23 protein-coding genes are annotated in these 23,822 nt (G+C 58.4%); 8 read left to right on the forward strand and 15 right to left on the reverse strand.

All coding sequences use genetic code 11. The annotated features are described in order from the left end of the window. Window positions 1-47: 47 nt before the first annotated feature. The 4 genes from R0I78_RS07965 to phnW form a co-directional block, all read right to left on the reverse strand. The gene (locus tag R0I78_RS07965) at window positions 48-1,394 is read right to left on the reverse strand and encodes a DASH family cryptochrome (protein ID WP_317074960.1); all 1,347 of its coding nucleotides are present in this window, start codon (window positions 1,392-1,394) and stop codon (window positions 48-50) included. Between the two features lie 67 nt (window positions 1,395-1,461). Further along, entirely contained in the window at window positions 1,462-2,472 is a 1,011-nt protein-coding gene (locus R0I78_RS07970) for a putative 2-aminoethylphosphonate ABC transporter substrate-binding protein (protein ID WP_019934554.1), read from the reverse strand. Between the two features lie 168 nt (window positions 2,473-2,640). Further along, window positions 2,641-3,471, reverse strand: a complete 831-nt coding sequence (gene phnX, locus R0I78_RS07975; RefSeq protein ID WP_317074961.1) for a phosphonoacetaldehyde hydrolase — start codon at window positions 3,469-3,471, stop codon at window positions 2,641-2,643. A 14-nt stretch (window positions 3,472-3,485) separates the two neighbouring features. Further along, on the reverse strand, window positions 3,486-4,604 hold the full coding sequence (phnW, locus tag R0I78_RS07980; protein ID WP_410506571.1) for a 2-aminoethylphosphonate--pyruvate transaminase: 1,119 nt from the start codon (window positions 4,602-4,604) through the stop codon (window positions 3,486-3,488). Between the two features lie 190 nt (window positions 4,605-4,794). Here phnW and R0I78_RS07985 point away from each other — a divergent pair, with 190 nt between their 5' ends. The 4 genes from R0I78_RS07985 (at window position 4,795) to R0I78_RS08000 (ending at window position 9,723) form a co-directional block, all read left to right on the forward strand. After that, on the forward strand, window positions 4,795-5,496 hold the full coding sequence (locus R0I78_RS07985) for a UTRA domain-containing protein (protein WP_317074963.1): 702 nt from the start codon (window positions 4,795-4,797) through the stop codon (window positions 5,494-5,496). Window positions 5,497-5,591: 95 nt separating this feature from the next. Then, the gene (locus tag R0I78_RS07990) at window positions 5,592-6,647 is read left to right on the forward strand and encodes a putative 2-aminoethylphosphonate ABC transporter ATP-binding protein (protein ID WP_317074964.1); all 1,056 of its coding nucleotides are present in this window, start codon (window positions 5,592-5,594) and stop codon (window positions 6,645-6,647) included. Next, window positions 6,644-8,320, forward strand: coding sequence for a putative 2-aminoethylphosphonate ABC transporter permease subunit (locus tag R0I78_RS07995; RefSeq protein WP_317074965.1), 1,677 nt, complete (start codon window positions 6,644-6,646; stop codon window positions 8,318-8,320). Before R0I78_RS07990 ends, R0I78_RS07995 begins: the two co-directional genes overlap by 4 nt. Further along, window positions 8,320-9,723: an FAD-dependent oxidoreductase gene (locus R0I78_RS08000; RefSeq protein ID WP_317074966.1), complete on the forward strand. Its 1,404-nt coding sequence runs from the start codon at window positions 8,320-8,322 to the stop codon at window positions 9,721-9,723. The genes R0I78_RS07995 and R0I78_RS08000 overlap by 1 nt, the downstream gene beginning before the upstream one ends. A 50-nt stretch (window positions 9,724-9,773) precedes the next feature. On the opposite strand, the gene glpX is transcribed toward R0I78_RS08000, so the two are convergent. The 6 genes from glpX to ftsY form a co-directional block, all read right to left on the reverse strand. Next, a complete protein-coding gene (glpX, locus tag R0I78_RS08005) occupies window positions 9,774-10,781 on the reverse strand; it encodes a class II fructose-bisphosphatase (RefSeq protein ID WP_019934561.1) in 1,008 nt (335 codons plus the stop codon). A 21-nt stretch (window positions 10,782-10,802) separates the two neighbouring features. Then, entirely contained in the window at window positions 10,803-11,459 is a 657-nt protein-coding gene (gene can, locus R0I78_RS08010; protein ID WP_019934562.1) for a carbonate dehydratase, read from the reverse strand. 107 nt (window positions 11,460-11,566) lie between these two features. Continuing rightward, complete coding sequence (rpoH, locus tag R0I78_RS08015; protein ID WP_019934563.1) at window positions 11,567-12,424, reverse strand: RNA polymerase sigma factor RpoH; 858 nt, start codon at window positions 12,422-12,424, stop codon at window positions 11,567-11,569. A 176-nt stretch (window positions 12,425-12,600) separates the two neighbouring features. Further along, a complete protein-coding gene (ftsX, locus tag R0I78_RS08020) occupies window positions 12,601-13,551 on the reverse strand; it encodes a permease-like cell division protein FtsX (RefSeq protein ID WP_019934564.1) in 951 nt (316 codons plus the stop codon). Further along, entirely contained in the window at window positions 13,548-14,213 is a 666-nt protein-coding gene (ftsE, locus tag R0I78_RS08025; protein WP_317074967.1) for a cell division ATP-binding protein FtsE, read from the reverse strand. The genes ftsX and ftsE overlap by 4 nt, the downstream gene beginning before the upstream one ends. Next, complete coding sequence (gene ftsY / locus R0I78_RS08030; RefSeq protein ID WP_317074968.1) at window positions 14,214-15,599, reverse strand: signal recognition particle-docking protein FtsY; 1,386 nt, start codon at window positions 15,597-15,599, stop codon at window positions 14,214-14,216. A gap of 155 nt (window positions 15,600-15,754) precedes the next feature. On the opposite strand from ftsY, the gene rsmD reads away from it, so the two are divergent. Then, window positions 15,755-16,348 carry a 16S rRNA (guanine(966)-N(2))-methyltransferase RsmD gene (gene rsmD / locus R0I78_RS08035; protein ID WP_317074969.1) on the forward strand — a complete coding sequence of 198 codons (594 nt, stop codon included), beginning with the start codon at window positions 15,755-15,757 and terminating at the stop codon, window positions 16,346-16,348. Window positions 16,349-16,350: 2 nt separating this feature from the next. Next, window positions 16,351-16,635, forward strand: coding sequence for a DUF1145 domain-containing protein (locus R0I78_RS08040; protein ID WP_019934568.1), 285 nt, complete (start codon window positions 16,351-16,353; stop codon window positions 16,633-16,635). A gap of 4 nt (window positions 16,636-16,639) precedes the next feature. Here R0I78_RS08040 and R0I78_RS08045 read toward each other — a convergent pair whose 3' ends face one another. Beyond that, window positions 16,640-16,957 carry a DUF2007 domain-containing protein gene (locus R0I78_RS08045; RefSeq protein WP_019934569.1) on the reverse strand — a complete coding sequence of 106 codons (318 nt, stop codon included), beginning with the start codon at window positions 16,955-16,957 and terminating at the stop codon, window positions 16,640-16,642. 587 nt (window positions 16,958-17,544) lie between these two features. Here R0I78_RS08045 and sseA point away from each other — a divergent pair. Then, the gene (sseA, locus tag R0I78_RS08050; protein ID WP_317074970.1) at window positions 17,545-18,405 is read left to right on the forward strand and encodes a 3-mercaptopyruvate sulfurtransferase; all 861 of its coding nucleotides are present in this window, start codon (window positions 17,545-17,547) and stop codon (window positions 18,403-18,405) included. A gap of 50 nt (window positions 18,406-18,455) precedes the next feature. Here sseA and R0I78_RS08055 read toward each other — a convergent pair whose 3' ends face one another. Together R0I78_RS08055 and fabR are read right to left on the reverse strand one after the other, a co-directional pair. Then, window positions 18,456-18,833, reverse strand: a complete 378-nt coding sequence (locus R0I78_RS08055) for a YijD family membrane protein (RefSeq protein WP_019934571.1) — start codon at window positions 18,831-18,833, stop codon at window positions 18,456-18,458. Window positions 18,834-18,855: 22 nt separating this feature from the next. Continuing rightward, entirely contained in the window at window positions 18,856-19,467 is a 612-nt protein-coding gene (fabR, locus tag R0I78_RS08060; RefSeq protein WP_019934572.1) for an HTH-type transcriptional repressor FabR, read from the reverse strand. A 310-nt stretch (window positions 19,468-19,777) separates the two neighbouring features. Here fabR and R0I78_RS08065 point away from each other — a divergent pair, with 310 nt between their 5' ends. Then, complete coding sequence (locus R0I78_RS08065) at window positions 19,778-21,121, forward strand: sodium-dependent transporter (RefSeq protein WP_019934573.1); 1,344 nt, start codon at window positions 19,778-19,780, stop codon at window positions 21,119-21,121. A gap of 59 nt (window positions 21,122-21,180) precedes the next feature. Here R0I78_RS08065 and R0I78_RS08070 read toward each other — a convergent pair whose 3' ends face one another. Together R0I78_RS08070 and R0I78_RS08075 are read right to left on the reverse strand one after the other, a co-directional pair. Continuing rightward, complete coding sequence (locus R0I78_RS08070; protein WP_395535324.1) at window positions 21,181-23,361, reverse strand: S9 family peptidase; 2,181 nt, start codon at window positions 23,359-23,361, stop codon at window positions 21,181-21,183. A gap of 146 nt (window positions 23,362-23,507) precedes the next feature. Further along, window positions 23,508-23,822: a YdbL family protein gene (locus tag R0I78_RS08075; RefSeq protein ID WP_245541395.1), complete on the reverse strand. Its 315-nt coding sequence runs from the start codon at window positions 23,820-23,822 to the stop codon at window positions 23,508-23,510.

Here is a 23,822-nt window from a genome sequence, read left to right on the forward strand (position 1 = left end):
TTGCAAGCCCGGCGTGATGCCGGGCTTTTTATTTTCTGTCATTCCCTTCAGCATTCCAGAGGCAGCAGCGGGGCTGAATAGTCCAGTAACCGCTCGCCCCGCTGGTGCGCTTCTACCTGTTTTAAGGTTACGGTGCCCAGCTCGGGCAACCACTGGTGCAGATGGGTCAGCCCGGGATCATACTGCCGCCACTGCCGGTGCGGATTAAAGCGGCGGCCATGGCGCGGATCATGGCCGGCACCGGCAATATAAGCCCAGTTGCCCCAATTGCTGGCCACATCAAAATCCACCAGATATTGCTCAAAAAAGCGCGCGCCCAGCCGCCAGTCCAGCCCCAGCTCGTGAATAAAACAGCTGGCCAGATTCTGCCGCAGGCGATTGGAGCAAAAGCCGGTGGCCATCAGCTCTTTTAAGCCCGCATCTATCATGGGCCAGCCGGTGCGCGCCTCACACCAGGCCTGCCAATATTCAGAGTTAAAGGTACCCGGCCCCGCCTTGCCGGTCAGGCCACCGGCCGCAAACAACTGGCTGCCATGCACCCGCAGTGACCAGTGAAAATACTCCCGCCACAACAGCTCAAAACGCAGCCAGTAACTGTGCTCGTCACTGCCCCACTGCTGTTCGTATTCAAGGATTTGATGCCACACAGTGCGCGAAGACAGGCAGCCCCAGGCCAGCGCCGCACTGAGGTGACTGGAAAAATAGCGGCCGGCAAGATCATTGCGGCTGGTCTTGTAATGGGCCAGCGCCCTACGCTCAAACAGGTAATGCTTGAGCCAGCCTTGTGCGGCGGTTTCGCCTCCTTGCCAGGCCGGGTGGACAGGCGCACCTGGCATGGCCGGCCAGTCGAACCCTGTGGTTAAGGGACAATTGGCCGCCTGTAATCGGCCGAGGTCAACCGCCGCTTGTGGTGCCGGCACCGGCCAGGCCGGGACTTTTTCCACTTTTTTGCGAAAACCGGTAAAACTGGCAGGAAACTTCTCAAGCAACGGCGCTACCTGCTCAGGCTCAAACAGCGGCTGAGCTTCAAAAGTCTGCACCTTTACGCCGGCATCACACAACCGGGCCAGCCAGCCGGCTTCTTCCGGTGCCTGCGCCACATGAGTGACCAGCTCAAAGGGCTGCTGTTGATGCCAGGCCAGCAGCAACTCGACCGGCTCGCCCTGCAACAGAGTGAGCGGAAACGGGGCCAGCCGCGCGCTTAAATCCGCCAGTGCCTGCTGCAGATACGCCGCCTTGGCAGCACCCAGCCGGTGCAGCCCGGCGGCATCGGTTTTTTGCCAATGGGCCGGCAGTATATATACCGCCGCCGTCTTACCCTGATAATCCGCCAGTGCCTGCCAGCCGGCATGATCGTCCAGCCGCAGATCATTACGTAGCCACAGCAGCCGCATGGCTTTCTCCCATAAAAAAGAACCCGGTACGCTGACCGGGTTTCGCATGACTATTGTTCACGCCAGTTTATCGGGCTTCGCTCTTGCCGTCGTAGCGCCGCTGCCATTCGGCCAGAATGGCCTCGCGCTGCTCCGCCGCCCAGGCGAAGTCGTTGTCGATCATCACCTTAGCCGGCTCTTCCGGAAAGTATTGCACCGGCTGGGCCACTCCCGGCAGTCCCACCACCGCAAAGCTCTGGTTATACAGCTCGTTGGCCTCACGGGTCACTACAAAATCCAGCAGCTTTTGCGCCGCCGCCTGCTGGTCGGTGCCCTTGACCATGGCCGCCGCTTCCATTTCCCAGCCCACCCCTTCGGTAGGGAAAATCAGCTCCAAAGGTGCCCCCTGCTGCTTGAGGCTGGCACCGCGGTAGGCCATGGAAATACCGATAGTCGCCTCACCCGAGGCCGCCTGCACGCAGGGCTTGGAGCCGGAGTGAGTGTAGTTGGCGATGTTCTGGTGCAGACCATCCATATAGGCCCAGCCCTGCTCTTCACCGAACTGCTGCAGCCAGGCCGATACATCAAGGAAGCCGGTGCCGCTGGAGGCCGGATTGGGCATTACAATATGGCCCTGGTATTCCGGTTTGGTCAGATCCTGCCAGCTGGTGGGCTTGGTCAGGCCGTGCTTCTCGGCTTCGATGGTGTTATAGCAAATCACCCCCAGCCAGGCATTCATACCAACCCAGTGCGGCGTGTCGCGTGGGTCACGGAATTCCGGCGACAGCTGGTCCAGACCGGCAGGCGCATAAGGTGCCAGCATACCGTGCTTGTCCATCAGCATCAGGCTGGTGGCGGCCAGTCCCCAAATCACGTCGGCCTGGGGATTTTCCTTTTCCGCCAGCAGACGGGCGGTGATAATGCCGGTAGAATCCCGCACCCAGCGAATGGCGATGTCCGGGTTTTCCTGCTCAAAGGCGGCCTGATAGCGCTTCAGCTGATCCAGCTCCAGAGCGGTGTAGACAGTCAGCTCGGTCTTGGCCTGGACGCCGGCGGCGGCCAGGGCCAGCAGCAGGGCCAGGGGAGTCTTCTTCAGCATGATTTCTCTCCAGTTGGTATATACCAAAAAAACAAGCTCAGCTTAAGAGTGCCCCATGACAGTCCGGTGACAGTTCCGTGAAAAAACCGGGTCTTCGCGCCGGCGCCGGTCAACAAGAAACGGCCGGGCAAGCCCGGCCGTCATTCACTTTCCACTTTTCATCCGCCCTCAAGGGCGCTCGCCCCGGGCCAGACGGCCGTTAATGTCGTCGATCACCCCCGGCAGCCCGGCAATGGTGTCGATCACATAATGGACCCCGGTACCGGCCAGGCGGGCGTGGGCCTTGCTGCGCAGACGCTGCTGCTCATCGGGTGCCAAGGCCTGCCAGTCTTCCAGTGACAGACCCACCTCGTTGCCGGACACCGCCAGCGCCACCGTCCACATGCCGGCGTTCAGACCTTCCTCAATGCCCACACCGGTGTCATCCACCTTGACGCAGGCCTGCACGGCGCTCGCCTCCAGAGCACAGGCCGCTTGCAGGCTCATTTCCGGCCAGGGCCGGCCGCGGCGCACGTCACTGGCGGTGATCACCACCTCGGGGCTGTATCCCTGCTCGGCAGCATGCTGCACCAGCTCGGTTATCATGTCGCGGCTGTAGCCGGTGTTGGCACCCAGGCGAATGCCGCGGCCGGTGAGCTCAGCGGCCACCTCGGCCATGCCCGGGATCAGCACGGCGCTGTCGCGAATGCACTCAATCTGGATCTGCACGAAGTCCTGATACAGGCGATCGATGTCCGCCTCGGTCGGCGCTTCGCCCTTGATTTGGATCCAGGCCTCACCAATGCGGGGCATGGCCAGCATTTGGCGAATATGCTCGCGTTTTTCGCTGCCCATGGGCGCCCGGCACTCGGCCAGGGTGACCTCGATGCCTTCGCCGGCAAACAGCCGCTGAAAGGCGCGGATCGGCGCCATGGAGCCAAAATCCACGGTAGTGCCGGCCCAGTCCATGATCACCGCCTGCACGGACCCAGTGTAACGACGTTCAAAACGATAGCTCATTGTGGTTTCCTCATTTACCAGAAAATAACGTCTTCAATGGCCGCCAGCAGGCCGGCCACATCCTGTTGATACACTTCGCCTATGGTGCCGATGCGAAAGCAGTCCACCGCCGACACCTTGCCCGGATAAATCACGTAACCCCGCTCCTTCAGGCCTGAATAGAAACGCTTGAAGTCATAAGCGGGGCTGGTGGGCGCGGCAAACACTGTGATAATGGGCGACTGCCAGTCCCGGGCCACCAGCGGCTGAAAGCCGAGCCGCTCCATGCCGGCCACCAGCGCCCGCTGGTTGCCTTGATAGCGCTGATGACGGGCGGCCACGCCCCCTTCCCGTTTCAGCTCGGTCAGCGCCTGGGCAAAGGCGCGCACCACATGGGTCGGCGAGGTAAAGCGCCACTTGCCACCCTGGCGCTCCATGCACTGCCACTGGTCGAACAAGTCCAGGCTGACCGAACGGGCTTGCCCCTCGCACTGCGCCATGGCCGTTTCCCGGGCGATGATGAAACTGAATCCGGGCACGCCCTGAATGCATTTATTGGCGCTGGAGATCAGAAAGTCGATGGCCAGCTCCCCCACCTCCATGGGCACACCGCCAAAGGAGCTCATGGCATCCACAATCAGGGTCTTGCCCGCCTGTTTGGCCGCCCCACACAGCTCGGCCAATGGGTTAAGAATGCCGGTGGTGGTTTCACAGTGCACAAAGGCCACGTGGCTGATGGCGGGGTCCGCCGCCAGCGCCCAGGTGAGCAACCCGGCGGACAGCGGCTCGGTTTCCGCCACTTCCACGGTGGCCAGGTTCAGCCCCAGGCAACGGGCAATATCGGCCATGCGCCGGCCATAGGCACCGTTGATCAGCACCAGCAGCTTGCCCTCGGCGGGGACCGCCGAACCCAGCACCGCCTCCACGCCGGCGGTACCGCTGCCCTGCATCAGTACACTGGTATAGCCCGGCTGACGGGTGGCCAGGCGCACCAGCTGGCGGCGAATGGGCTGCACCACGCCCTGGTTGTAGTCATCGTCCCAGGTACACCAGTCCTTCATCATGGCCTCACGCACAGTGGCGGAGGTGGACAGGGGGCCGGGGGTCAGCAGCAAATAGGGGTTGTTCACGTTTACTCCTGGTATATACCAAATTTGCAAACACGATAGACGCCCCACCAGCACGGAGCAAGACGGCAAGCCGCTCTGCAATAAAAAATTCATCTGCCACGGGCCTGTGCATCACCGCCGGCAGGGGTAATAATGGCAACAGATTTCAATGCGTTGACGACGACCATACCGCCCCTGCAACAACGCAAGTGGTGTAGTCCATATGGAAGGACCAATGAGCAAACCCCATTACCAGCAGATCAGCGACAGCATCGAGGCCCAGATCCGCAGCGGCGCCCTGCTCGCCAACAGCAAGCTGCCCTCGGAGCGCCAGCTCAGCGACGCCTTCGCCACCACCCGGGTCACCCTGCGTGAAGCCCTGTCCCGGCTCGAAGGCAAGGGCCTGATCTACCGCGCCAACCGCCGGGGCTGGTATATCACCCCCAGCCGCATCAACTACAATCCGACCCAGCGTCTGCCGTTCAACGAGGTGGTTTCCAACCAGGGCCGCCACCCCGACACACACGTGCTGTCCCGCCTGCTGGCACCGGCCGAGCCGGCGGTGCACAAGGCGCTGGGGCTGGCACCCCTGACCCCGCTGCACCGGGTACGCCGGCTGCGCTCCATTGATGGCCATGCCGTGCTGCTGGAGGAAAACCACCTGGATCCGGCCCGTTTTCCCGGGCTTGAGCGGCACGATCTGAGCCGCTCCCTGACCCGGCTGTTCGAGCAGGAATACGGCGTGTGCATCGCCACCATGGAGCTCAACATGTATCCGCTGGCGCTGGACGAAGAGCGGGCTCAGGCCCTGGGCGTGGCCACCGGCGCGGCCGCCCTGTTTATCAGCCGGCTGTCCCGGGATGAAGCAGGCAGGGTGATCGAGCTGGACTGGGAATACTGGCGTCACGACGCCCTCAATATTCAATTGTCGGTGTGAGCAGGGACATGGCTTTTTCAATAAAGTGTCACACCAGCGTCACATAGGCTTTGTAGATTGCTCGAAACTGGTCTAAACCAGATGAGGGTAATCTGATGACATATCTGACAATCGACAATGTGGTAAAGAACTTCGGTGACTTTCGCGCCCTCAAGGGCGTCAGCCTGACCGTGGAAGAAGGGGAGTTCATCTGTTTTCTCGGCCCCAGCGGCTGCGGCAAGACCACGCTGCTGCGCGCCATCGCCGGCCTGGATCTGCCCAGTGACGGCCGCATCGAGCAGGCCGGCCGCGATATCACCCAGGCGCCGCCGGAGCAGCGCGACTTCGGCATCGTATTCCAGTCCTACGCCCTGTTCCCCAACCTCACCGTGTATCAGAACATCGCCTTTGGCCTGGAAAACCTGCGCCTGCCCAGGGCCGAGATCCAGCACAGAGTACAGTCGCTGCTCGAGACCATCGGCCTGCCCGACAGCGGCAACAAATATCCGGGGCAGCTCTCCGGCGGTCAGCAGCAGCGGGTAGCGCTGGCCCGGGCCATCGCCCTGTCGCCGGGTCTGCTGCTGCTGGACGAACCGCTGTCGGCGCTGGACGCCCGGGTGCGCGTGCAGCTGCGCGCCGAGATCAAACGGCTGCAACGGGAACTCAAGGTCACCACCATCATGGTGACCCACGATCAGGAAGAAGCCCTGGCCATGGCCGACCGCATCGTGGTAATGAACCACGGCGACATCGAGCAGATCGGCCCCCCCGAAGAAATCTACTACCAGCCCGCCACCCCCTTTGTGGCCCGCTTTATCGGTGCCATGAACTTTCATGCCACCGTCGCCGACTGCGATGGCCGCCTGAGCCTGGGTAAACATACCCTGCCCCGTCAGGTAGCCCCGGGCAGCCGCCATTTGCTGGCCTGGCGGCCGGAGCTGACCCGGCTGGCGGACACCGGCGAGGGACCGGCTCTGCGCGGGCGTATTCAGCAGCTGTCTTTCCTCGGTGCCTTTATACGGGCCGAAGTGGCGGTGGACAGTCATCCCGAGCCTATCCTGGCCGATTTATCGGCCCGGGACTGTGACCTGCGGCGGCTGCAGCCGGGTCAGGAAATCGCCCTGGCGCTGCCGATGGAGCACACTCATCTGTTCAGCGAGGCCTGTACATGATCAGCCTCAGCCTGCCCCGGCCGCTGAGCCGGGATGACAAGCTGCAGCGGGGCCTGTTGCTGCTGGCCTGCGTGCTGTTTCTGCTGGCCCTGGTGCTGCCACTGGGGCAGATACTGCATACCGCCCTGGTGGACGACCAGGGCCGGTTCGCCGGCCTCGACAACATTCGCCGCTACCTGACCACGCCGGCCCTGGGCCACTCACTGCTCAACACCCTGACCATGGGCCTGCTGGTCACCGGGCTGGTCACCGGACTGGCCTTTCTCTACGCCTACGGCCTGACCCGCACACGGCTGCCGGCCCGCACCCTGTTCAAGGTGGTGGCCATGGTGCCGATACTGGCGCCGTCGCTGCTACCGGCCATCAGCCTGATCTACCTGTTCGGCAATCAGGGGATACTGCGCCACTGGCTGGGCGGGGAAAGCATCTATGGCCCCATCGGCATCGTGCTGGGGCTGTCATTCTGGGCCTTTCCTCATGCGGTGATGCTGCTCAGCACCGCCATGGGCGCCACCGACGGCCGCCTGTTCGAGGCCTGCCGGGTACTGCGTGGCGGCCCGGTGCGCGCCTTCTTTCAGGTCACCCTGCCCGGCATCAAGTATGCCCTGCTCAGCACCCTGATGGTGGTGTTCACCATGGTGATCACCGACTTTGGCGTGCCCAAGGTGATTGGCGGCCAGTATTCCATGCTGGCCACCGATATTTACAAGCAGGTGGTGGGCCAGCAGAACTTCACCATGGGTGCCCTGATCAGCACCCTGTTGCTGTTGCCGGCCCTGCTCGCCTTTGCCGCCGACAGCTGGCTGCAGCGCCGCAAGAAGCAGCTGATTGACAGCCGCTCCCTGCCCTACCAGCCAGAGCCCAATGCCTGGCGTGACGGCTTTTTCCTGCTGTTCTGCAGCCTGATTGCGCTGGCCCTGCTAAGCGTAATCGCCATGGCCGCCTACGCCTCCCTGGTGCAGTTCTGGCCCTACAACCTGAGCCTGAGCCTGGATCACTACCGGTTTGATCTCATCGACGGCTGGCAGGCCTATGGCAACTCGCTGCGCATGGCCGGCCTGACCGCCCTGTTTGGTACCCTGATCATTTTCCTGGCCGCCTACCTGGTGGAAAAAGGTCAGGGCCAGGGCGGCCTGCGCAAGCTGCTGCACGGCCTGGCCATGGTGCCCCTGGCGGTGCCGGGACTGGTGCTGGGCCTGGCCTATATCTTCTTCTTCAACCAGCCGGGCAATCCGCTCAAGGTGCTGTACGGCGGCATGACCCTGCTGGTGGTGTCGACCATAGTGCACTTCTATACCGTCGGTCACCTCACCGCCATCACCGCGCTCAAGCAGCTGCCGGCGGAAATCGAGGCCGTGGCCGCCTCGCTGCGCATCAGCCGGTTCAAGGCCATGTGGCGGATCAGCCTGCCCATGTGCCTGCCGGCGGTGCTGGACGTGGCCATCTACCTGTTCGTTAACGCCATGACCACGGTATCGGCGGTGGTATTCCTGTACGGCCCCGACACCATGCTGGCCTCCATCGCCGTGCTCAATCTGGACGACAGCGGCAACATCGCCCCGGCGGCCGCCATGGCCATGCTGATTTTCATCACCGCCCTTGGCGCCAAGCTGCTGCACCTGGCCGCCAGCCGGGGCCTGCTGCGTCTGACTCAAGGCTGGAGACAACCATAATGACCACCCCCCAACGTCCCTTCTGGCTGCAACAGGCTCTGGAGCGGGAACAGCCGGCCCCGGCCACGCCGCTGCAGACACATGTCGAGGCCGATATCTGCATCATCGGCGGCGGCTACACCGGGCTGTGGAGCGCCATTCAGCTCAAACAGGCCGAGCCGGCGCTCAACATAGTGGTGCTGGAACGGGAGCTGTGCGGCAGCGGGGCGTCCGGGCGCAACGGCGGCTGCCTGCTGACCTGGTCCACCAAATACCCCTCGCTGCGCCGCCGCTACGGTGCCCGGGAGGCAGCCCGGCTGGTGCGGGCCTCGGAGCAGGCAGTGCTGGAAATTCGGGACTTCTGCGAGCAGCACGGCATCGACGCCGAGTTGCGCATCGACGGCACCTGCTACACTGCCACCAACGGCACCCAGCGCGGTACCATGGACAAGCTGGTGGCCGGGCTGGAACGGGAAGGGCTGAACAGCTGGTCGAGCCTGAGTGAGGCCGAACTGCTGGCCCGCACCGGCTCCGAGGCCCACCTTGAAGGGCACTTTTCGCCCCTGGCCGGCTCGGTGCAGCCGGCGCTGCTGGTGCGCGGGCTGCGCCGGGTGGCGTTGAAACTGGGCGTGAGTATTTTTGAGCACAGCCCCATGACCCGGCTCAGCCGCAGCCGGCCGGCGCTGGTGGAAACCGCCCACGGCAGCGTAACCGCCGACCGGGTGATCCTGGCGCTCAACGCCTGGACTCCCGGCCTTTTCCGGGAGTTCGACAAGCATCTGGTGCTGGTCTCGTCCGACATGGCGATCACCACCCCGGCGCCGAGCGAGCTGAAGCGCCTGGGCCTGAACCACGGCACTGCCGTGGTCGATGGCCGCACCTTTGTGCACTACTACCGCACGACTCCGGACGGGCGGCTGATGCTGGGCAAGGGCGGCAACCTGTTCGCCTTTGGCAACCGCCTGCACCGGGCCTTTGATCGGCCGAGCCGCTACCAGCGCATGCTAAAAACGGCGCTGCAGCGTTTCTTTCCCGATCTGAAGGCCGATATCGCCGCCACCTGGACCGGACCGTCGGACCGCTCCGCCACCGGCCTGCCGTTTTTCGGCCGGCTCGAGGGCGACGGCAACATCTATTACGGCTTGGGCTATTCCGGCAACGGCGTGGTACAGAGCCTGCTGGGTGCCAAAATCCTCACCAGCCTGGTGCTGGGCCGGAACGACGACTGGGCCAACTGCGGCCTGGCACAAGGGCCCCGGGGGCGGTTTCCGCCCGAGCCGGTGCGCTGGCTGGGAGCCATGACGGTGCGCAACGCCATTCGCCGCAAGGAAAACGCCGAAGACAGGAGTGAAACACCCTGGCCCTGGGACCGCTGGCTGGCCCGTTTTGCTGATGCCGCCGGCAAGGCCGACAAGGAGGCCTGAAAAGCAAAAAGGGATGCCGCAGCATCCCTTTCTCACCCGTCAGACTCGCGTTACAGAATGATTTCCTGCAGTCTGGGATCCTTGCGGGACAGAATGTGGGTGGAGCGAATGCGGCGCACGGTGCGGGACTTGCCCCGAATCACCAGGGTCTCGGTGTGGGCATAGTTGCCGTCGCTACTGATGCCTTCCAGCAAATCCCCCTTGGTGATGCCGGTGGCGGCAAAAATCACGTTGTCGGTGCGGGCCATGTCTTCCAGCTTCAGCACAGTACCTACTTCAATGCCCATTTCCTTGCAGCGTTCAATCTCCGCCTTGCCGGCTGCCAGGCTTTCTTCATCCGGGCCTTTTACTTCATAACGGGGCAGCAGGCGCGCCTGCATGTCGCCGTCGAGGGAGCGCACCACGGCAGCGGAGATCACGCCTTCCGGCGCGCCACCCACGCCATACAGCATGTCCACTTCGCTTTCCGGAATACAGGCCAGAATGGAGGCGGCCACGTCACCGTCGGGAATGGCAAACACCCGTACACCCAACGCCTGCATGGTCTTGATGGCCTTGTCGTGACGCGGCTTGGCCAGGGTGATCACGGTAAAGCGGGACAACGGCTTGTTCAGCGCTTTGGCCACCGACTTGATGTTCTGCTCAATGGACTTGTTGAGATCGATGGCGCCCTTGGCACCGGCACCCACAATCAGCTTTTCCATATACATGTCTGGCGCACGCAGAAAAGCACCTTTTTCACCCACTGCCATCACGGCCAGGGCGTTGGACTGACCCATGGCGGTCATGCGGGTGCCTTCAATGGGATCCACGGCAATATCGACCTGATCCCCGCCCAGGCCTACCTTTTCACCGATATAGAGCATGGGCGCTTCGTCGATTTCACCCTCGCCAATCACCACTTCACCGCTGATTTCAATCTCGTTCAGCACATGACGCATGGCCGCCACAGCCGCGCCGTCGGCGATATTCTTGTCGCCCCGGCCCAGCCACTTGTAGCCGGCCAGTGCGGCAGCTTCGGTGACCCGGGAAAATTCGATGGCCAGTTCACGTCTCATGAAAATTTCCTAATCAGTTATTTATTGTTCTTCGCCCAGAATACGCTGGCGGAATACACGATAGACATCAGGGATCTGATCCATGCCCGATACACACACATCCAGATCATGCAGGCGACCGTCTTTAATGCCATAGACCCAGCCATGCACCGACAGGGTCTGGCCTTGTTTCCAGGCGTTCTGAACAATGGTGGTGTGACACAGATTGGCTACCTGCTCCACCACATTCAGCTCGCACATATAGTCTTCCCGCGTTTGCTGATCTTCAATGGCGCTCAGCGCTTCTTCGTGTTTATGACAGATATCCTTGATATTACGCAGCCAGTTATCGATGAGCCCCAGCTCTTTGTTCTGCATGGCGGCCAGCACGCCGCCACAGCCGTAGTGGCCGCAAATAATGATGTGCTTCACCTTGAGCACTTCAACGGCATATTGTACCACCGACAGGCAGTTAAAGTCCGTATGCACCACCAGGTTGGCCACGTTGCGGTGCACGAAAACATCACCGGGCAACAGGCCGGTGAGCTGGTTGGCGGGCACCCGGCTGTCGGAACAGCCAATCCACAGATATTCCGGTGCCTGCTGCAGTGACAGCTTTTCGAAAAAGGAGGGATCTTCCGCTTTAATACGCTCAGACCATTCGCGGTTGTTATCAAACAAATGCTTCAGAATTCTCATAATACAATCTGCCATTCTGTGTTTGGTATTGTTAAAAGGTAGGCGGAAAAAAGGCCCCTGGGGGGCCTTTTAAACACCGGTCATCCGCAAATGTCCGCTGCGGCTGATTATGCCTCCATGGCGGCTTTCAATTTTTTCAGTGCGGTTTTCTCCAGCTGGCGAATACGCTCGGCAGAGACACCATATTCGTCGGCCAGGCTCTGCAGGGTGGTTTTATCATCTTCGTCCAGCCAGCGGGCCTGAATAATATGCTGGCTGCGCTCGTCCAGGGTACGCAGGGCAGCACGCAAACGCTGGTTAGCCGCCTGTTCCCAGTTCGATTCTTCCACCTGAGTGGCCACATCGGAACTTTTATCTTCCAGATACTGCACCGGGGAAAAGCTGCCTTCACGCTCATCGTCATCCGATGCCAGATCAAATGCCTGATCCTGAGCACTCATGCGGGATTCCATCTCCAGCACTTCTGACGGTGACACGCCCAGATCTTCAGCGACCCGGTTGACTTCCTGCTGATTGAACCAGCCAAGACGCTTTTTGGACTTGCGCAGATTAAAGAACAATTTACGCTGGGCCTTGGTGGTGGCCACTTTGACCACCCGCCAGTTACGCAGTACGTATTCGTGAATTTCGGCCTTTATCCAGTGCACCGCAAAAGACACCAGACGCACACCCACACCCGGATCAAAGCGTTTTACCGCTTTCATCAGGCCAATATTGCCTTCCTGGATCAGATCTGCCTGAGGCAGCCCATAACCGGCATAACTCTTGGCAATGTGCACTACAAAGCGCAGGTGAGACATCACCAGCTGCCGGGCTGAACTCAGGTCACCCTCATTTTGCAGGCGCTCTGCCAGGGATTTTTCTTCTTCCGCACTGAGCACGGGAATCGTGTTCACTGCCTGGATATAGGCCTCCAGGCTGCCCTGGGGAACCAGGGCAAAGTGGCGCTGTAAATCTGTCGTCATCAAACTCGTGTTCATTACATGACTCCGTATATACGGCTTCGGTTGCTTGCTCTGCAATGACTTTGTCGACTCGTCCGGACGCTTGCCGGCGAGTGAAATTTATTCATTTATCACTAAAAGTCAAGGTAAGCAGCAAGCTGTGCTGCTCCCATAAGACCACACTCTGCCCTTATGGTTCAAGCCGGCTCTATGGCTCTTATGTGTCGGCGCACGGAAAAACCCGACGCCAGCAGGCTGAGCAGGGTGCCGGTCAGTACCAGCCAGAAGCTTTCATTCAGCCCCAGGCCCAGCAGCTCAAAGTCACTCTGATAAAGCGACGCCAGTGCACTGACCTTGTGGCTGAGCCAGAACACCATCACCAGCGTCAGCCACCAGGCCAGCAGCCCGCCGATAATGCCGTACCAGAGCCCCACATAAAGAAAAGGTCTGTGTATAAAGCCGTCGGTAGCACCCACCAGCTTCATTACTTCAATTTCGTAACGACAGCTGAGAATATTCAGCCGCAGGGTATTACTCACTACCAGCAGCACACCTGCCAGCAGCAGTACCGCCATGCCCACCACCGCCTGACGCAGCAACTCCACTATGCCCGACAACCGGGCCAGCCAGGCCATATCCAGGCGGGCTGTGTCTACCAGCGGCTCGGCATTCATGTCTGCCAGCAGCAGCTCAGCCATATCAGGCTGACGTCCGCTTTCCGACAAATTAAGAATGAGTACTGCCGGCAGCGGATTTTGCTCAAGCAGGTCCAGCGCCTCGGCAAAGCCGGCAGCACCACTGAAGTCGGCCAGCCCCTGCTCCGGGCTGATAAAGGTGACCTGACGAATTTCGCTCATACCCTCAAGCCGGGTTTTGAATTCCTTTATCTGAACCTCATCGGTGTTTTGCTTGAGATAAAGGCTGATCTGCGCCTGACTTTGCCAGAAACTGCTCACCGACTCGGCGTTTTTCAGCAGCACATAGAAGCTGGCGGGCAGCGCCAGGCTCACACCCAGCACCGCTATGGTCATCAGCGAGCTTAACGGCGTGCGCCACAGCTCACCCAGACTGGCGAATAACTGACGCAGGTGATCCACCAGATACATGGCAAAACGCCGGTGCCAGCCCAGCTTGTGGATATTGCTCATACCGGCACCTCCTGCTCCATGCGTCCGGCGTTAAGCCGCAGGGTACGGTAGCGCTGGACGTTGATAAGACCGGTATCATGAGTGGCGATCAGCACACTGACGCCTACCCGGTTAAATGATTCAAACAACCGTAAAATATCCATGGACAGTTCAGGATCCAGATTACCCGTGGGCTCATCTGCCAGCAGCAGCAGGGGTTTGTTCACAATGGCCCGGGCAATACCTACACGCTGCTGTTCACCACCGGACAGCATGGGCGGAAAGTAACGATCCTTACCGTGCAGACCGACCTTGTCGAGGGCAGCCGACACCCGCCGCTGAATATCGTGATGGCTGTAACCTTCAATCACCAGCGGCAGCGCCACGTTGTCGAACACGGTACGGCCCTGAATAAGGTGATGATCCTGAAAAATCATACCGATGCGCCGGCGCACAAAGGGAATATCCCGCCGGGCAATGCGGCTGACATTACGGCCGTTGAAAAACACCTGGCCGTCGGTGGGCCGCTCCATCACGCTGATCAGCTTGAGCAAAGTACTTTTACCGGCCCCGGAGGGGCCGGTTAGGTATGCCATTTCACCCTTTTCCAAATGAAAGCTGACCTTCTGCAGCGCCTGAAAGCCGCCGCTGTATACCTTGCTAACCTGCTCAAAGCGGATCATTTAGTCTTCCCGGCTGAATAGCGCCTCAATAAACTCGGAGGCATTAAAGGGACGCAGATCGTCGATTTGTTCACCCACACCGATATAGCGAATGGGAATACCGAACTTATCGGCCACCGCAAAAATCACACCACCCTTGGCGGTGCCGTCCAGCTTACTGAGGGTAATGCCGGTAATGGGCACGGCATCGTTGAAAATTTTGGCCTGGCTGAGTGCATTCTGACCAGTGCCCGCGTCCAGGGTGAGCATGATCTCGTGAGGTGCAGCCGGGTCGATTTTCTGCATGACCCGCACTATCTTTTTCAGCTCTTCCATCAGGTGTGCCTTGTTCTGCAGGCGACCGGCAGTATCGGCAATCAGTACATCCACCTTGCGTGCCTTAGCCGCTTCAACGGCGTCATAAATCACGGAGGCGGCATCGGCACCGGTGTGCTGTGCAATCACCGGAATGTCATTACGCTCACCCCACACCTGCAACTGTTCAACGGCGGCGGCACGAAAGGTATCGCCGGCAGCCAGCATCACCGACTTGCCCTCGGCCTGAAACTGACGGGCCAGTTTGCCGATGGTGGTGGTTTTGCCCACACCATTGACGCCCACCATCAGGATCACATAGGGCTTGTGCTCGCTGTTAATTTCCAGCGGCTGATCTACCTTGGCAAGGATTTCTCCCATTTCTTCCTTGAGCAGCTCATAGAGGGCTTCGCCGTCTTTCAGCTGCTTGCGGCTGGCCTGGCTGGTGAGATTGTCGATAATCGACATGGTGGTTTCCACCCCCAGATCGGCGGTCAGCAACTGGGTTTCCAGCTCCTCAAACAGATCGTCATCAATCTTTTTACCGCGAAACAGGCCAAAAAAGCCGGAGCCCAGATTTTGCCGGGTTTTCAGCAGCCCAGCCTTAAGACGGGCAAAAAAGCCTTTTTTCGGCGTTTTTTCTGCCTGAGCAGCGGCTTCGTCAGCAAGGCGCTGTTCTTCCGCTTCCTGTGCCAGACGCTCCTGCTCGGCGGCTTCCGCTTCGGCGGCAAGACGCGCCTCTTCTTCTACTGCCAGGCGAGCTTCTTCTTCAGCCTTGGCTTCTGCGGCCAGCCGCGCTTCTTCAGCGGCCTTGGCTTCCGCCGCTAACCGCGCTTCTTCTGCCGCCTTGGCTTCCGCCGCCAGCCGGGCCTCTTCCGCCGCCTTGGCTTCCGCTGCCAGCCGCGCTTCTTCCGCCTTGGCTTCGGCTACGGCTCGCTCTTCGGCCGCACGCTCTTTAAGTTGCGCTTCTACTTCGGCACCGTGGCCGACTTCCGCTTCCGACTCTATTGCATTCTGTTCCTGTGTCTCTTCCGGCTGCTCTTCTTTCTTTTTGCCAAAGCCAAGCCAGGAGAAAAAACCTTTTTTCGCCATTATTGCCAATACTCGCTGTTGTTCGGAACGATTAGGGCTGGCCGCGATTCGGCCGCTTCATTAGAATATCCGTCTTTTAATGCAGATATGCTCGTCCCTTAACGGGATGAAAAACCGCCTTATACTAGCACTTTATTGAAAGACGGCGAAACGAGATGGCAAAAGCAAAACCGGCAAAAAAAACCACATCGGCCACGGGCCAGATAAGAATTATCGGCGGTCAGTGGCGCGGGCGAAAATTGCCGGTGCTGCACAGCGAAGGCTTAAGACCCACCACAGACAGAGTAAAAGAAACTCTGTTCAACTGGCTGATGTTTGATATTCGCGACAAGCGCTGCCTGGATCTGTTTGCCGGCAGCGGCAGCCTGGGGTTTGAAGCCCTTTCGCGCCACGCCGCTGAGGTAGTGATGGTGGAAAAAGACACAGCAGTAGCCAGCCAGCTTACCCGCAACCTGACCAGTCTGCCAGAAGCGCCGGGCACAGTGGTCCAGGCAGATGCGATACAATATCTGCAACAACCGGCTCAGCCGTTTGAGCTGGTGTTTCTTGATCCGCCTTTTCATCAGGAGCTGTTGCCCCGAGTCTGTGAGCTGCTGGAAAAAAACGGCTGGCTCGCCGACAACGCCCTTATTTATATCGAACGGGAGCAGGGCCTGGCACTACCGGCACTGCCCGCCCACTGGCAGCTGCATAAAGACAAGCAGGCTGGTCAGGTCATTTACCAACTCTACCAAAGGGAGCAATGTTAATAATGAAGGTACTCAACCTGCTGATGCGGCTGATAATGCTGATGTTCTGGGCTGGCATTATTTATGCCCTGCTCGGCCCCGGCTTTGATGAAGCCGGCTCTACACCGCTGATTCTGGGTGCTGTTGTGCTGGTGATGCATATTCTTCAGATGGTGATGCTGAAACAGGTATCCAATCTGCTTAACCCCAGTGCCGGCGATTATCTGGAAGTGCTGGTCTTTGGCTCTTTTGCCATGCACCGCCACCGCGCCCGCCTGAAAGAACTGACCGGGCAGCAAAAACGATAAGTCACTACTCCGGGCCTTCGGGTCCGGAGCCACACTGCCAGCAAATTTCAAAACTGACATCGTTTTCTTCTCCACACGCACGGCAAAACCAGCTGCCATCCTCTTTGTGCTGATAGTGCTGTACAAACTCACGAGCCTGCTGCCAGTTTCCCGCGGATACCAGCAGAGTAATCTGAGCCACATCCATGGGCAGCTCACCCAGCGCCCCTGACAGCGCTTCGCCTTTTAACCGCACATCAATACCCCGACTTTCCAGCGCTCCTTTAAGAGCATGGGCTTCCAGGCTGTTGGCGGCATCAAATACTCGTATCCAGTCGTTCATTCACTCACTGCCAAATGCACAATAGAAAAAGGGGGTGACGTCATGTCACCCCCTTTTGGGTTGTCGTATGGTTAATCCGTAAACCAAGTTGCTCCCTGCAATCCCTGACAATACCTTTTCCTTAAGGTGTTCCTCTTACCGTTCCTTCGGCACGTCCTTATGGTCTTCCTGACCGCAGTTCATCCTGAGCTGCCTGACTGTCTCCGTCCGGGGAGGTGTCCTTTACCGCATCCTGCGGTGATCCTTATGCCGTTCCTGGCAGCCGGTCTGTCCTGACCAACTTCTCTTTGCTTCCTGCACCGCTAACTATAGAGAAGTTTTCTTTTGCCTCAAGCGGCCCACAGACCAAAAAGACTGCCCGCTTACTCGCTTAAAACCAACGAACAACACAAAGCACTGTTTAATAAAACAAATACCAAAAACAGAAGCATAAAATCCGCAACTGAAAGCGCCTTCTCCCACACTCAAAGTAAGAGATCTCTTACACGCAAACAGGCCGTTTTCCTTATACTGTCTCGCGGAAACAAAAACAGTGGCACCCCGGCCTGCGCTTTCTTAGGATAAACCTGTCTATATAAGGAGGGTTTATGAACCAAATAGAATTACCTTCATCATTGGTATCTCCCGAGTGGCTATCGAAGCATCTGACACACCAGGATGTGGTGGTGCTGGACGCCAGCTGGCATATGCCCGCCAGCGGCCGCAATGGCGCAGAGGAATGGCAACAACAGCGTATTCCCGGCTCCCGCTTCTTTGATTTTGATGGCCGGATTAAAGATCAGCACACCAGCTTGCCCCATATGCTGCCGGACGAAAAACTGTTTTCAAAAGAGGTGTCAGCACTTGGTATCAGCAATCACCACATTGTAGTGATTTACGACAGTCTGGGGCTGTTTGCCGCCCCCCGCGCCTGGTGGATGTTTCGCGCCATGGGTCACCACAAGGTGGCCGTGCTGAACGGCGGCCTGCCGGCCTGGCAGCAAGCCGGTCTGCCGCTGGAAAAAACTGCACCGGCGGCGGTACCTCCCGGCCAGTTCAGCGCCAGGCTGCAGCCGGGCTGGATCGCCGATGCCGATATCGTAGCCCGGGCACTGCAGCAAAATAACTCGCGCGTACTCGATGCCCGCAGCCGGGAGCGCTTCAGCGGGACGGCTGCCGATCCTCGTCCGGGCGTGCGTGCCGGTCATATGCCCGGTGCTCTGTGCCTGCCTTTTAATGAGTTGCTGCAAGACGGCCACATGCTGCCGGAGCAAGAGCTGGCAGCCATTTTCGCACCTCTGCTGACGCCGGAGCAGACACTGATTTGCACCTGTGGCTCAGGAGTAACTGCAGCCATTCTGGCACTGGGAGCAGAACTTGCCGGCCATAAGAACATTGCCGTTTATGATGGTTCCTGGACCGAATGGGGAGGATCCGCGGACCGGCCGGTAGAAAAAGACGTCTGTTGATAATAAAAAACCCGCCAGGATGGCGGGTTTTTTATTCATGGCACAGCGGCTTATTTCTGAGCTTCCGCATCGGGGGCCGGACGCTCAGCTACCCCCATTTTGAGGGCAAGCCAGATTACCAGAACCAGAGTAATCATCACTGACAGGAAGTTGGTACCCATTTCCGGGAACTGAGTACGCAAAAACGCTGAATAACCAAATACCCCGATCAAAAAGCTCAGCAAGGTACAAACCGGAGTGTCACCTTCCATCGGTGCGCTCAGATACTCCTGATACAGCATGTAGGCTGCCAGCACCAGAGAGATGATGGGAAACACGGAAAACGCCAGTTCACTGACACTCAGAGTAGCCAGGGTGGCGTTACCACACAGGCCTACCAGCAGCGCCAGCAGTATGGGTTTACGGCGAACATTCTTCTTTCCAGACATAGTGATCCTTCCTGATTTAGGCCTAGAGCCGTTTTGCTTTATTATATGCATCTGCGCCCTTGGCGATCATGCGCAGCTGCAGAATCATGCGTTCCGCCAGCACGGCACGCTCATCTTCGTTCATATCCAGTGCATCGGCACCGGCACTGAACACCAAAGTGACCATGGCCTGGGCCTGAGCCTCAGCATAATCACGGCTGGTCTTCTGCTTTTCTTCGAGGTAGTCGGTCAGTTCAGCGGTAAAATGCTGAATCTCCCGCGCCACCGCCTGACGAAAAGCTGCAGAAGTGCCCGATCGCTCCCGCAGTAACAGACGGAACACATCAGGACTGTTGTCGATAAATTCCATAAAGGTTTTTACCGAGATTTGTATAACGCTGCCCCCGTCGGCAATACGCTGACGGGCTTGCCGCATCAGCTGACGCAGGGTCAGTCCGCCTTCATCTACCAAGGTCAGCCCCAGCTCTTCCATGTCTTTAAAATGACGATAGAAAGAAGTGGGTGCAAGCCCGGCCTCCCGGGCAACCTCTCGTAAGCTGAGACCGGAAAAGCTTCGCTCGGCACTTAACTGTCGAAAGGCCGCTTCAACCAGAGACCGACGGGTTTTTTCTTTTTGCTGCGCGCGAACGCCCACGACACACCAGACTCAAAACTTTAGTGGACCGATCATACCCTGTTTGTAGCAGAGCAGTCAGCCCCAGTGGCTGAATTTGTGACTATTCGCGCCAATGTCGATGGATGAGCACAGTGAGCGTAAACCCTCTTTCGCCGCCTCAATTTTAATCATTTCATGATGTTTGGCTTTCGATAGCGCCCTGATCACTATGTAACCCTAAGTGCCAGAGTTTTCTTTGACAAAAACTCTGCAAAACTCCATAGTTTTCGCAATTTTCTATTGAAGTGAAGTGTACACTTTAGTTTACACCTATCAGGAGCAAGCAGACGTGAGTGCAAGGGCGCAATTCAGCAGCAAGCTGGGATTTGTCATGGCCGCCGCCGGTTCGGCGATTGGCGTAGGAAACATCTGGGGCTTTCCCACTCAGGCCGCCAGTAATGGTGGCGGTGCTTTTTTGCTGGTATATCTGCTGATGATATTGCTGCTGGGATACCCCATGCTGGTGGCAGAAATTACCATAGGCCGCCACGGTCAGGCCGGTCCTTTTCATGCACTGCAAAAGCTCACCGGCAACCGCTCGGGCAGGGCCATTGCCGGCCTGGTGGGGCTGGCGGCAGTCGTTACGGTCAGCTTAATCTTTACCTTCTATGCCATTGTATCCGGTTGGTTTATTGCCTATGCGCTGGATCCGCTGAGCAACATGCTGGGCATGAAAGGAGACTGGCTTACCGCTTTTTCTACCTCCCGTAACCTTGTGTTCACGCTTATGTTTGCTCTGCTCAGCCTGTATGTGGTGAGCAGAGGGCTGGAGCAGGGCATTGAAAAATGGTCGAGCCGGCTGATGCCGCTGCTGCTGCTGATGCTGATTGCACTGACTGCTTATATGCTCACTCAGGACGGTGCAGGTGAAGGTCTGCACGCCTATCTGGTTCCGGACTTTTCCCGGGTGCTGAACCGGGATGTGCTGATCGGTGCACTGGGCCAGAGCTTTTTCTCATTGTCGCTGGGGGCAGCCGTCATGATGCTGTACGGCTCCTACCTCAGCCGTCAGTCCAGCATTCCGGCGCTGGCCGCTCAGGTGACTCTGCTTGATACCAGCGTGGCGTTTTTGGCTGGCCTGCTGATTTTGCCGGCCATGTATGTGGCCCAGCATAATGGCGTGGCGATTTTTGCCGACGATGGCAGCCTGCTCAGCTCCGATACACTGGTGTTCTCTGTGCTACCGGCATTGTTTGAAACCATGGGTCAGGCCCAGCATCTGATTGCCTTTGCCTTCTTTTTGCTGATGATAGTGGCGGCACTGACTTCCTCCATTTCCATGCTGGAAGCGCCGGTGTCCCTGACCATAGAAAGCACCGGCATGTCCCGCATCAAGGCCACCTGGCTGATGACCGCACTCTGTACTCTGATCAGCATTATTATTGTGTTTAACTTCGGCAGCCTGTTTGGCCTGGTGATCACCGCTACCACCCAATATGCTCAGCCTCTGGTCAGCCTGTGCATCACCCTTTATGCCGGCTGGGTATGGCAGCGCAACAAGGTGCTGGCAGAGCTCAAAGCCGGCTGCCCTGATGTAGAGCAAGGTCTGTTCTGGAAAATCTGGCCCTGGTATGTACGCTTTGTGTGCCCGGTGCTGGTACTGGTGGTGATTATTCAGTCCATCGGTGGCTGATCCTTTCACCACTGTTCAAACACAAAGGGCCGCAATGCGGCCCTTCTTTATTAACCCGGTTAACGGGTTTCCCGATCTTGTGGGGCACTCGGGCCGGCGGCCAGGCGAGTGCTCTGCTCTTCATCGGCCAGGGCCAGCAAAAAAGCGTATTCCCGGGCCAGTTCATGATAAGCCTCAAACCGACCTGACTTGCCGCCGTGGCCGCTGTCCATATCACAATGCAGCAGCAGCAGGTTATCGTCGGTTTTCATCTCCCGCAGCTTGGCCACCCACTTGGCCGGCTCCCAGTATTGCACCTGAGAGTCGTGTAAACCGGTTGTCACCAGCATGTGCGGGTACGCCTGGGGTTTTACCTGATCATAAGGACTGTAAGACTTCATATAGTGATAGGCGTCGGCCTGGTTGGGGTTACCCCATTCACCGTATTCGCCGGTAGTCAGCGGAATAGACTCATCCAGCATGGTGGTTACCACATCCACAAAGGGCACCACGGCAACCACGCCCCTATACAGCTCAGGGGCCATATTTACCACCGCTCCCACCAGCAGACCGCCGGCACTGCCGCCGGAGGCAAATACTCTGTGCTCATCACCGTAACCTTGCTGCACCAGAGCGCGGGTCACATCAATAAAATCATTAAAGGTGTTCTGCTTGCTCATCAGCCGGCCCTGGTCATACCAGTCCCGGCCCAGCTCCTCTCCCCCACGCACATGGGCAATGGCATACACAAAACCCCGGTCCAGCAGGCTTAAACGAGCGCTGCTGAAGTCCGGATCCATACTGGCACCGTAAGAGCCGTAGGCATATACCAGCAGCGGATTACTGCCATCGCGCTTAAACGAATCAGCCCGATATACCAGCGAGACCGGCACTTTGGTGCCGTCCCGGGCGTTCACCCACAACCGCTCACTGCGGTAGTCGGCAGTATTGAACTGCTCGCCCACATATTGCTGTTTCAGCTCCCGCCGCTCACCGGTATCCATGTTTACTTCATACACGGTAGATGGCCGGGTCATGGAAGCATAGCCATAACGCAGCCAGGGCGTATCGGCTTCCGGATTGGTGCCCAGCCAGCTGACATAGGCAGGATCATCAAAGGCGATTTGGTGTTCGGTATTATTATGTCTGTTCACCTGACGCAGGTGCAGCAGGCCTTCACTGCGCTCTTCCAGCACCAGCCAGTCGCGAAACAGAGCAAAACCTTCCAGCAGCACATCGGCACGGGCAGGAATCAACGGCTGCCACTCATTCGGCTCGCTGACCCTGTCGGTCACATACAAGCCAAAGTTGGCACCGTCTTTGTTGGAGCGTACATAGAAGCGGCCATCATAATGGTCCAGATCATATTCATGACCATGCTGCCGGGGCCAGAATAACTGAGGCGCGGCAGCGGGATTGTCGGAGGGAATAATACGCAGCTCGCTGGCATCGGTGTTCCAGCCGCCAATCACAATATAATCTCCCGAACGGCTCTTGTAGAGGCTGGTATAAAAGCCGCTGTCGGGCTCTTCATACACCAGCACATCCTGGCTCTGTTCGGTGCCAAGGCGGTGGCGGTATACCTGAAACGGCAGCAGGGTACCTTCATCCTGTTTCACATAAAACAGAGTTTTGCCGTCGTTGGCCCACACCAGATTGCCCGAGGTATTTTCCAGCACTTCGTCATAAAGCTCACCGGTTTGCAGCGATTTGAAACGGATCTGATACTGGCGGCGGGAAATAAAATCTTCCGAAAAGGCCAGGGTCTGCTGATCCGGGCTGACCGCCATCTGACCCTGATCATAATACGCTTTACCGTCTGCCCGCTGGTTGCCGTCCAGCAACACTTCAATCTGCTCGGGCCGGCCATCAGGATAACGCTCGGTAATGCCATATTCCTGCCCTTGCTGATAGCGGGTACGATACCACCAGCCCTGCTTGAAATAAGGGACAGTGTTATCATCCTGCCGTACCCGCGCCACCATTTCCTGAAACAGGCTTTGCTGAAGATCATTAAGCGGAGTGAGCACACGCTCACTATAGCGATTTTCCTGCTCAAGATACTGAATCACTTCAGGATCTTCACGCTGGTCATCGCGCAGCCAATGATAATTGTCTACACGAATATCATCATGATGACTGAGCACATGGGGAATTTTTCTGGCGACAGGCGGTTGCAGCTGCACGTCGGCTCCTTTGGCATAGGATAGGGTACACAGCACCCATGCTAACATCAGGCAAAGCCCTGCCCTATTCCCCATGCATCACCTCCGGCACACCTGCTCAAAAAACCAGCAAATATTACTCACGAAGTGCCACAGCAGCCAGTAAAACCGGTGAAAAATGCCAAATAAAACGAAAAACAAAGTCAAATGAGGCCGCAACTGCAGCCTCAGGGGAGAAGTGATTACTTACGTTGCCAGCGACCGTCAGCCAGCTGCACATACTGGCCCGGAGGGGTGCGATCAATATTCAGCTGACCGGCACGGCTTTGCACTATCGTCAGACTGGTGCCGGTTTTTTGAGCAATATCCCGGTAGCTGTCGAGCCGCTTGCGGTTAATGTCATTCACAATGGCGCTCACCTGAGCACCACCTTGCACCGCACCCACCAGACCATTTACCTGTTCACCAATCAGCCCCTGCTGTTTAGCCTGCTGCAGATCCAGTGCCCAGGCCGACAGGCTGAGAGTTGCTGCCAGAATCATAGCCAACCATCTCAT

The sequence above is a fragment of the Oceanimonas sp. CAM02 genome (assembly GCF_032842915.1).
Classification (GTDB): domain Bacteria; phylum Pseudomonadota; class Gammaproteobacteria; order Enterobacterales; family Aeromonadaceae; genus Oceanimonas; species Oceanimonas smirnovii.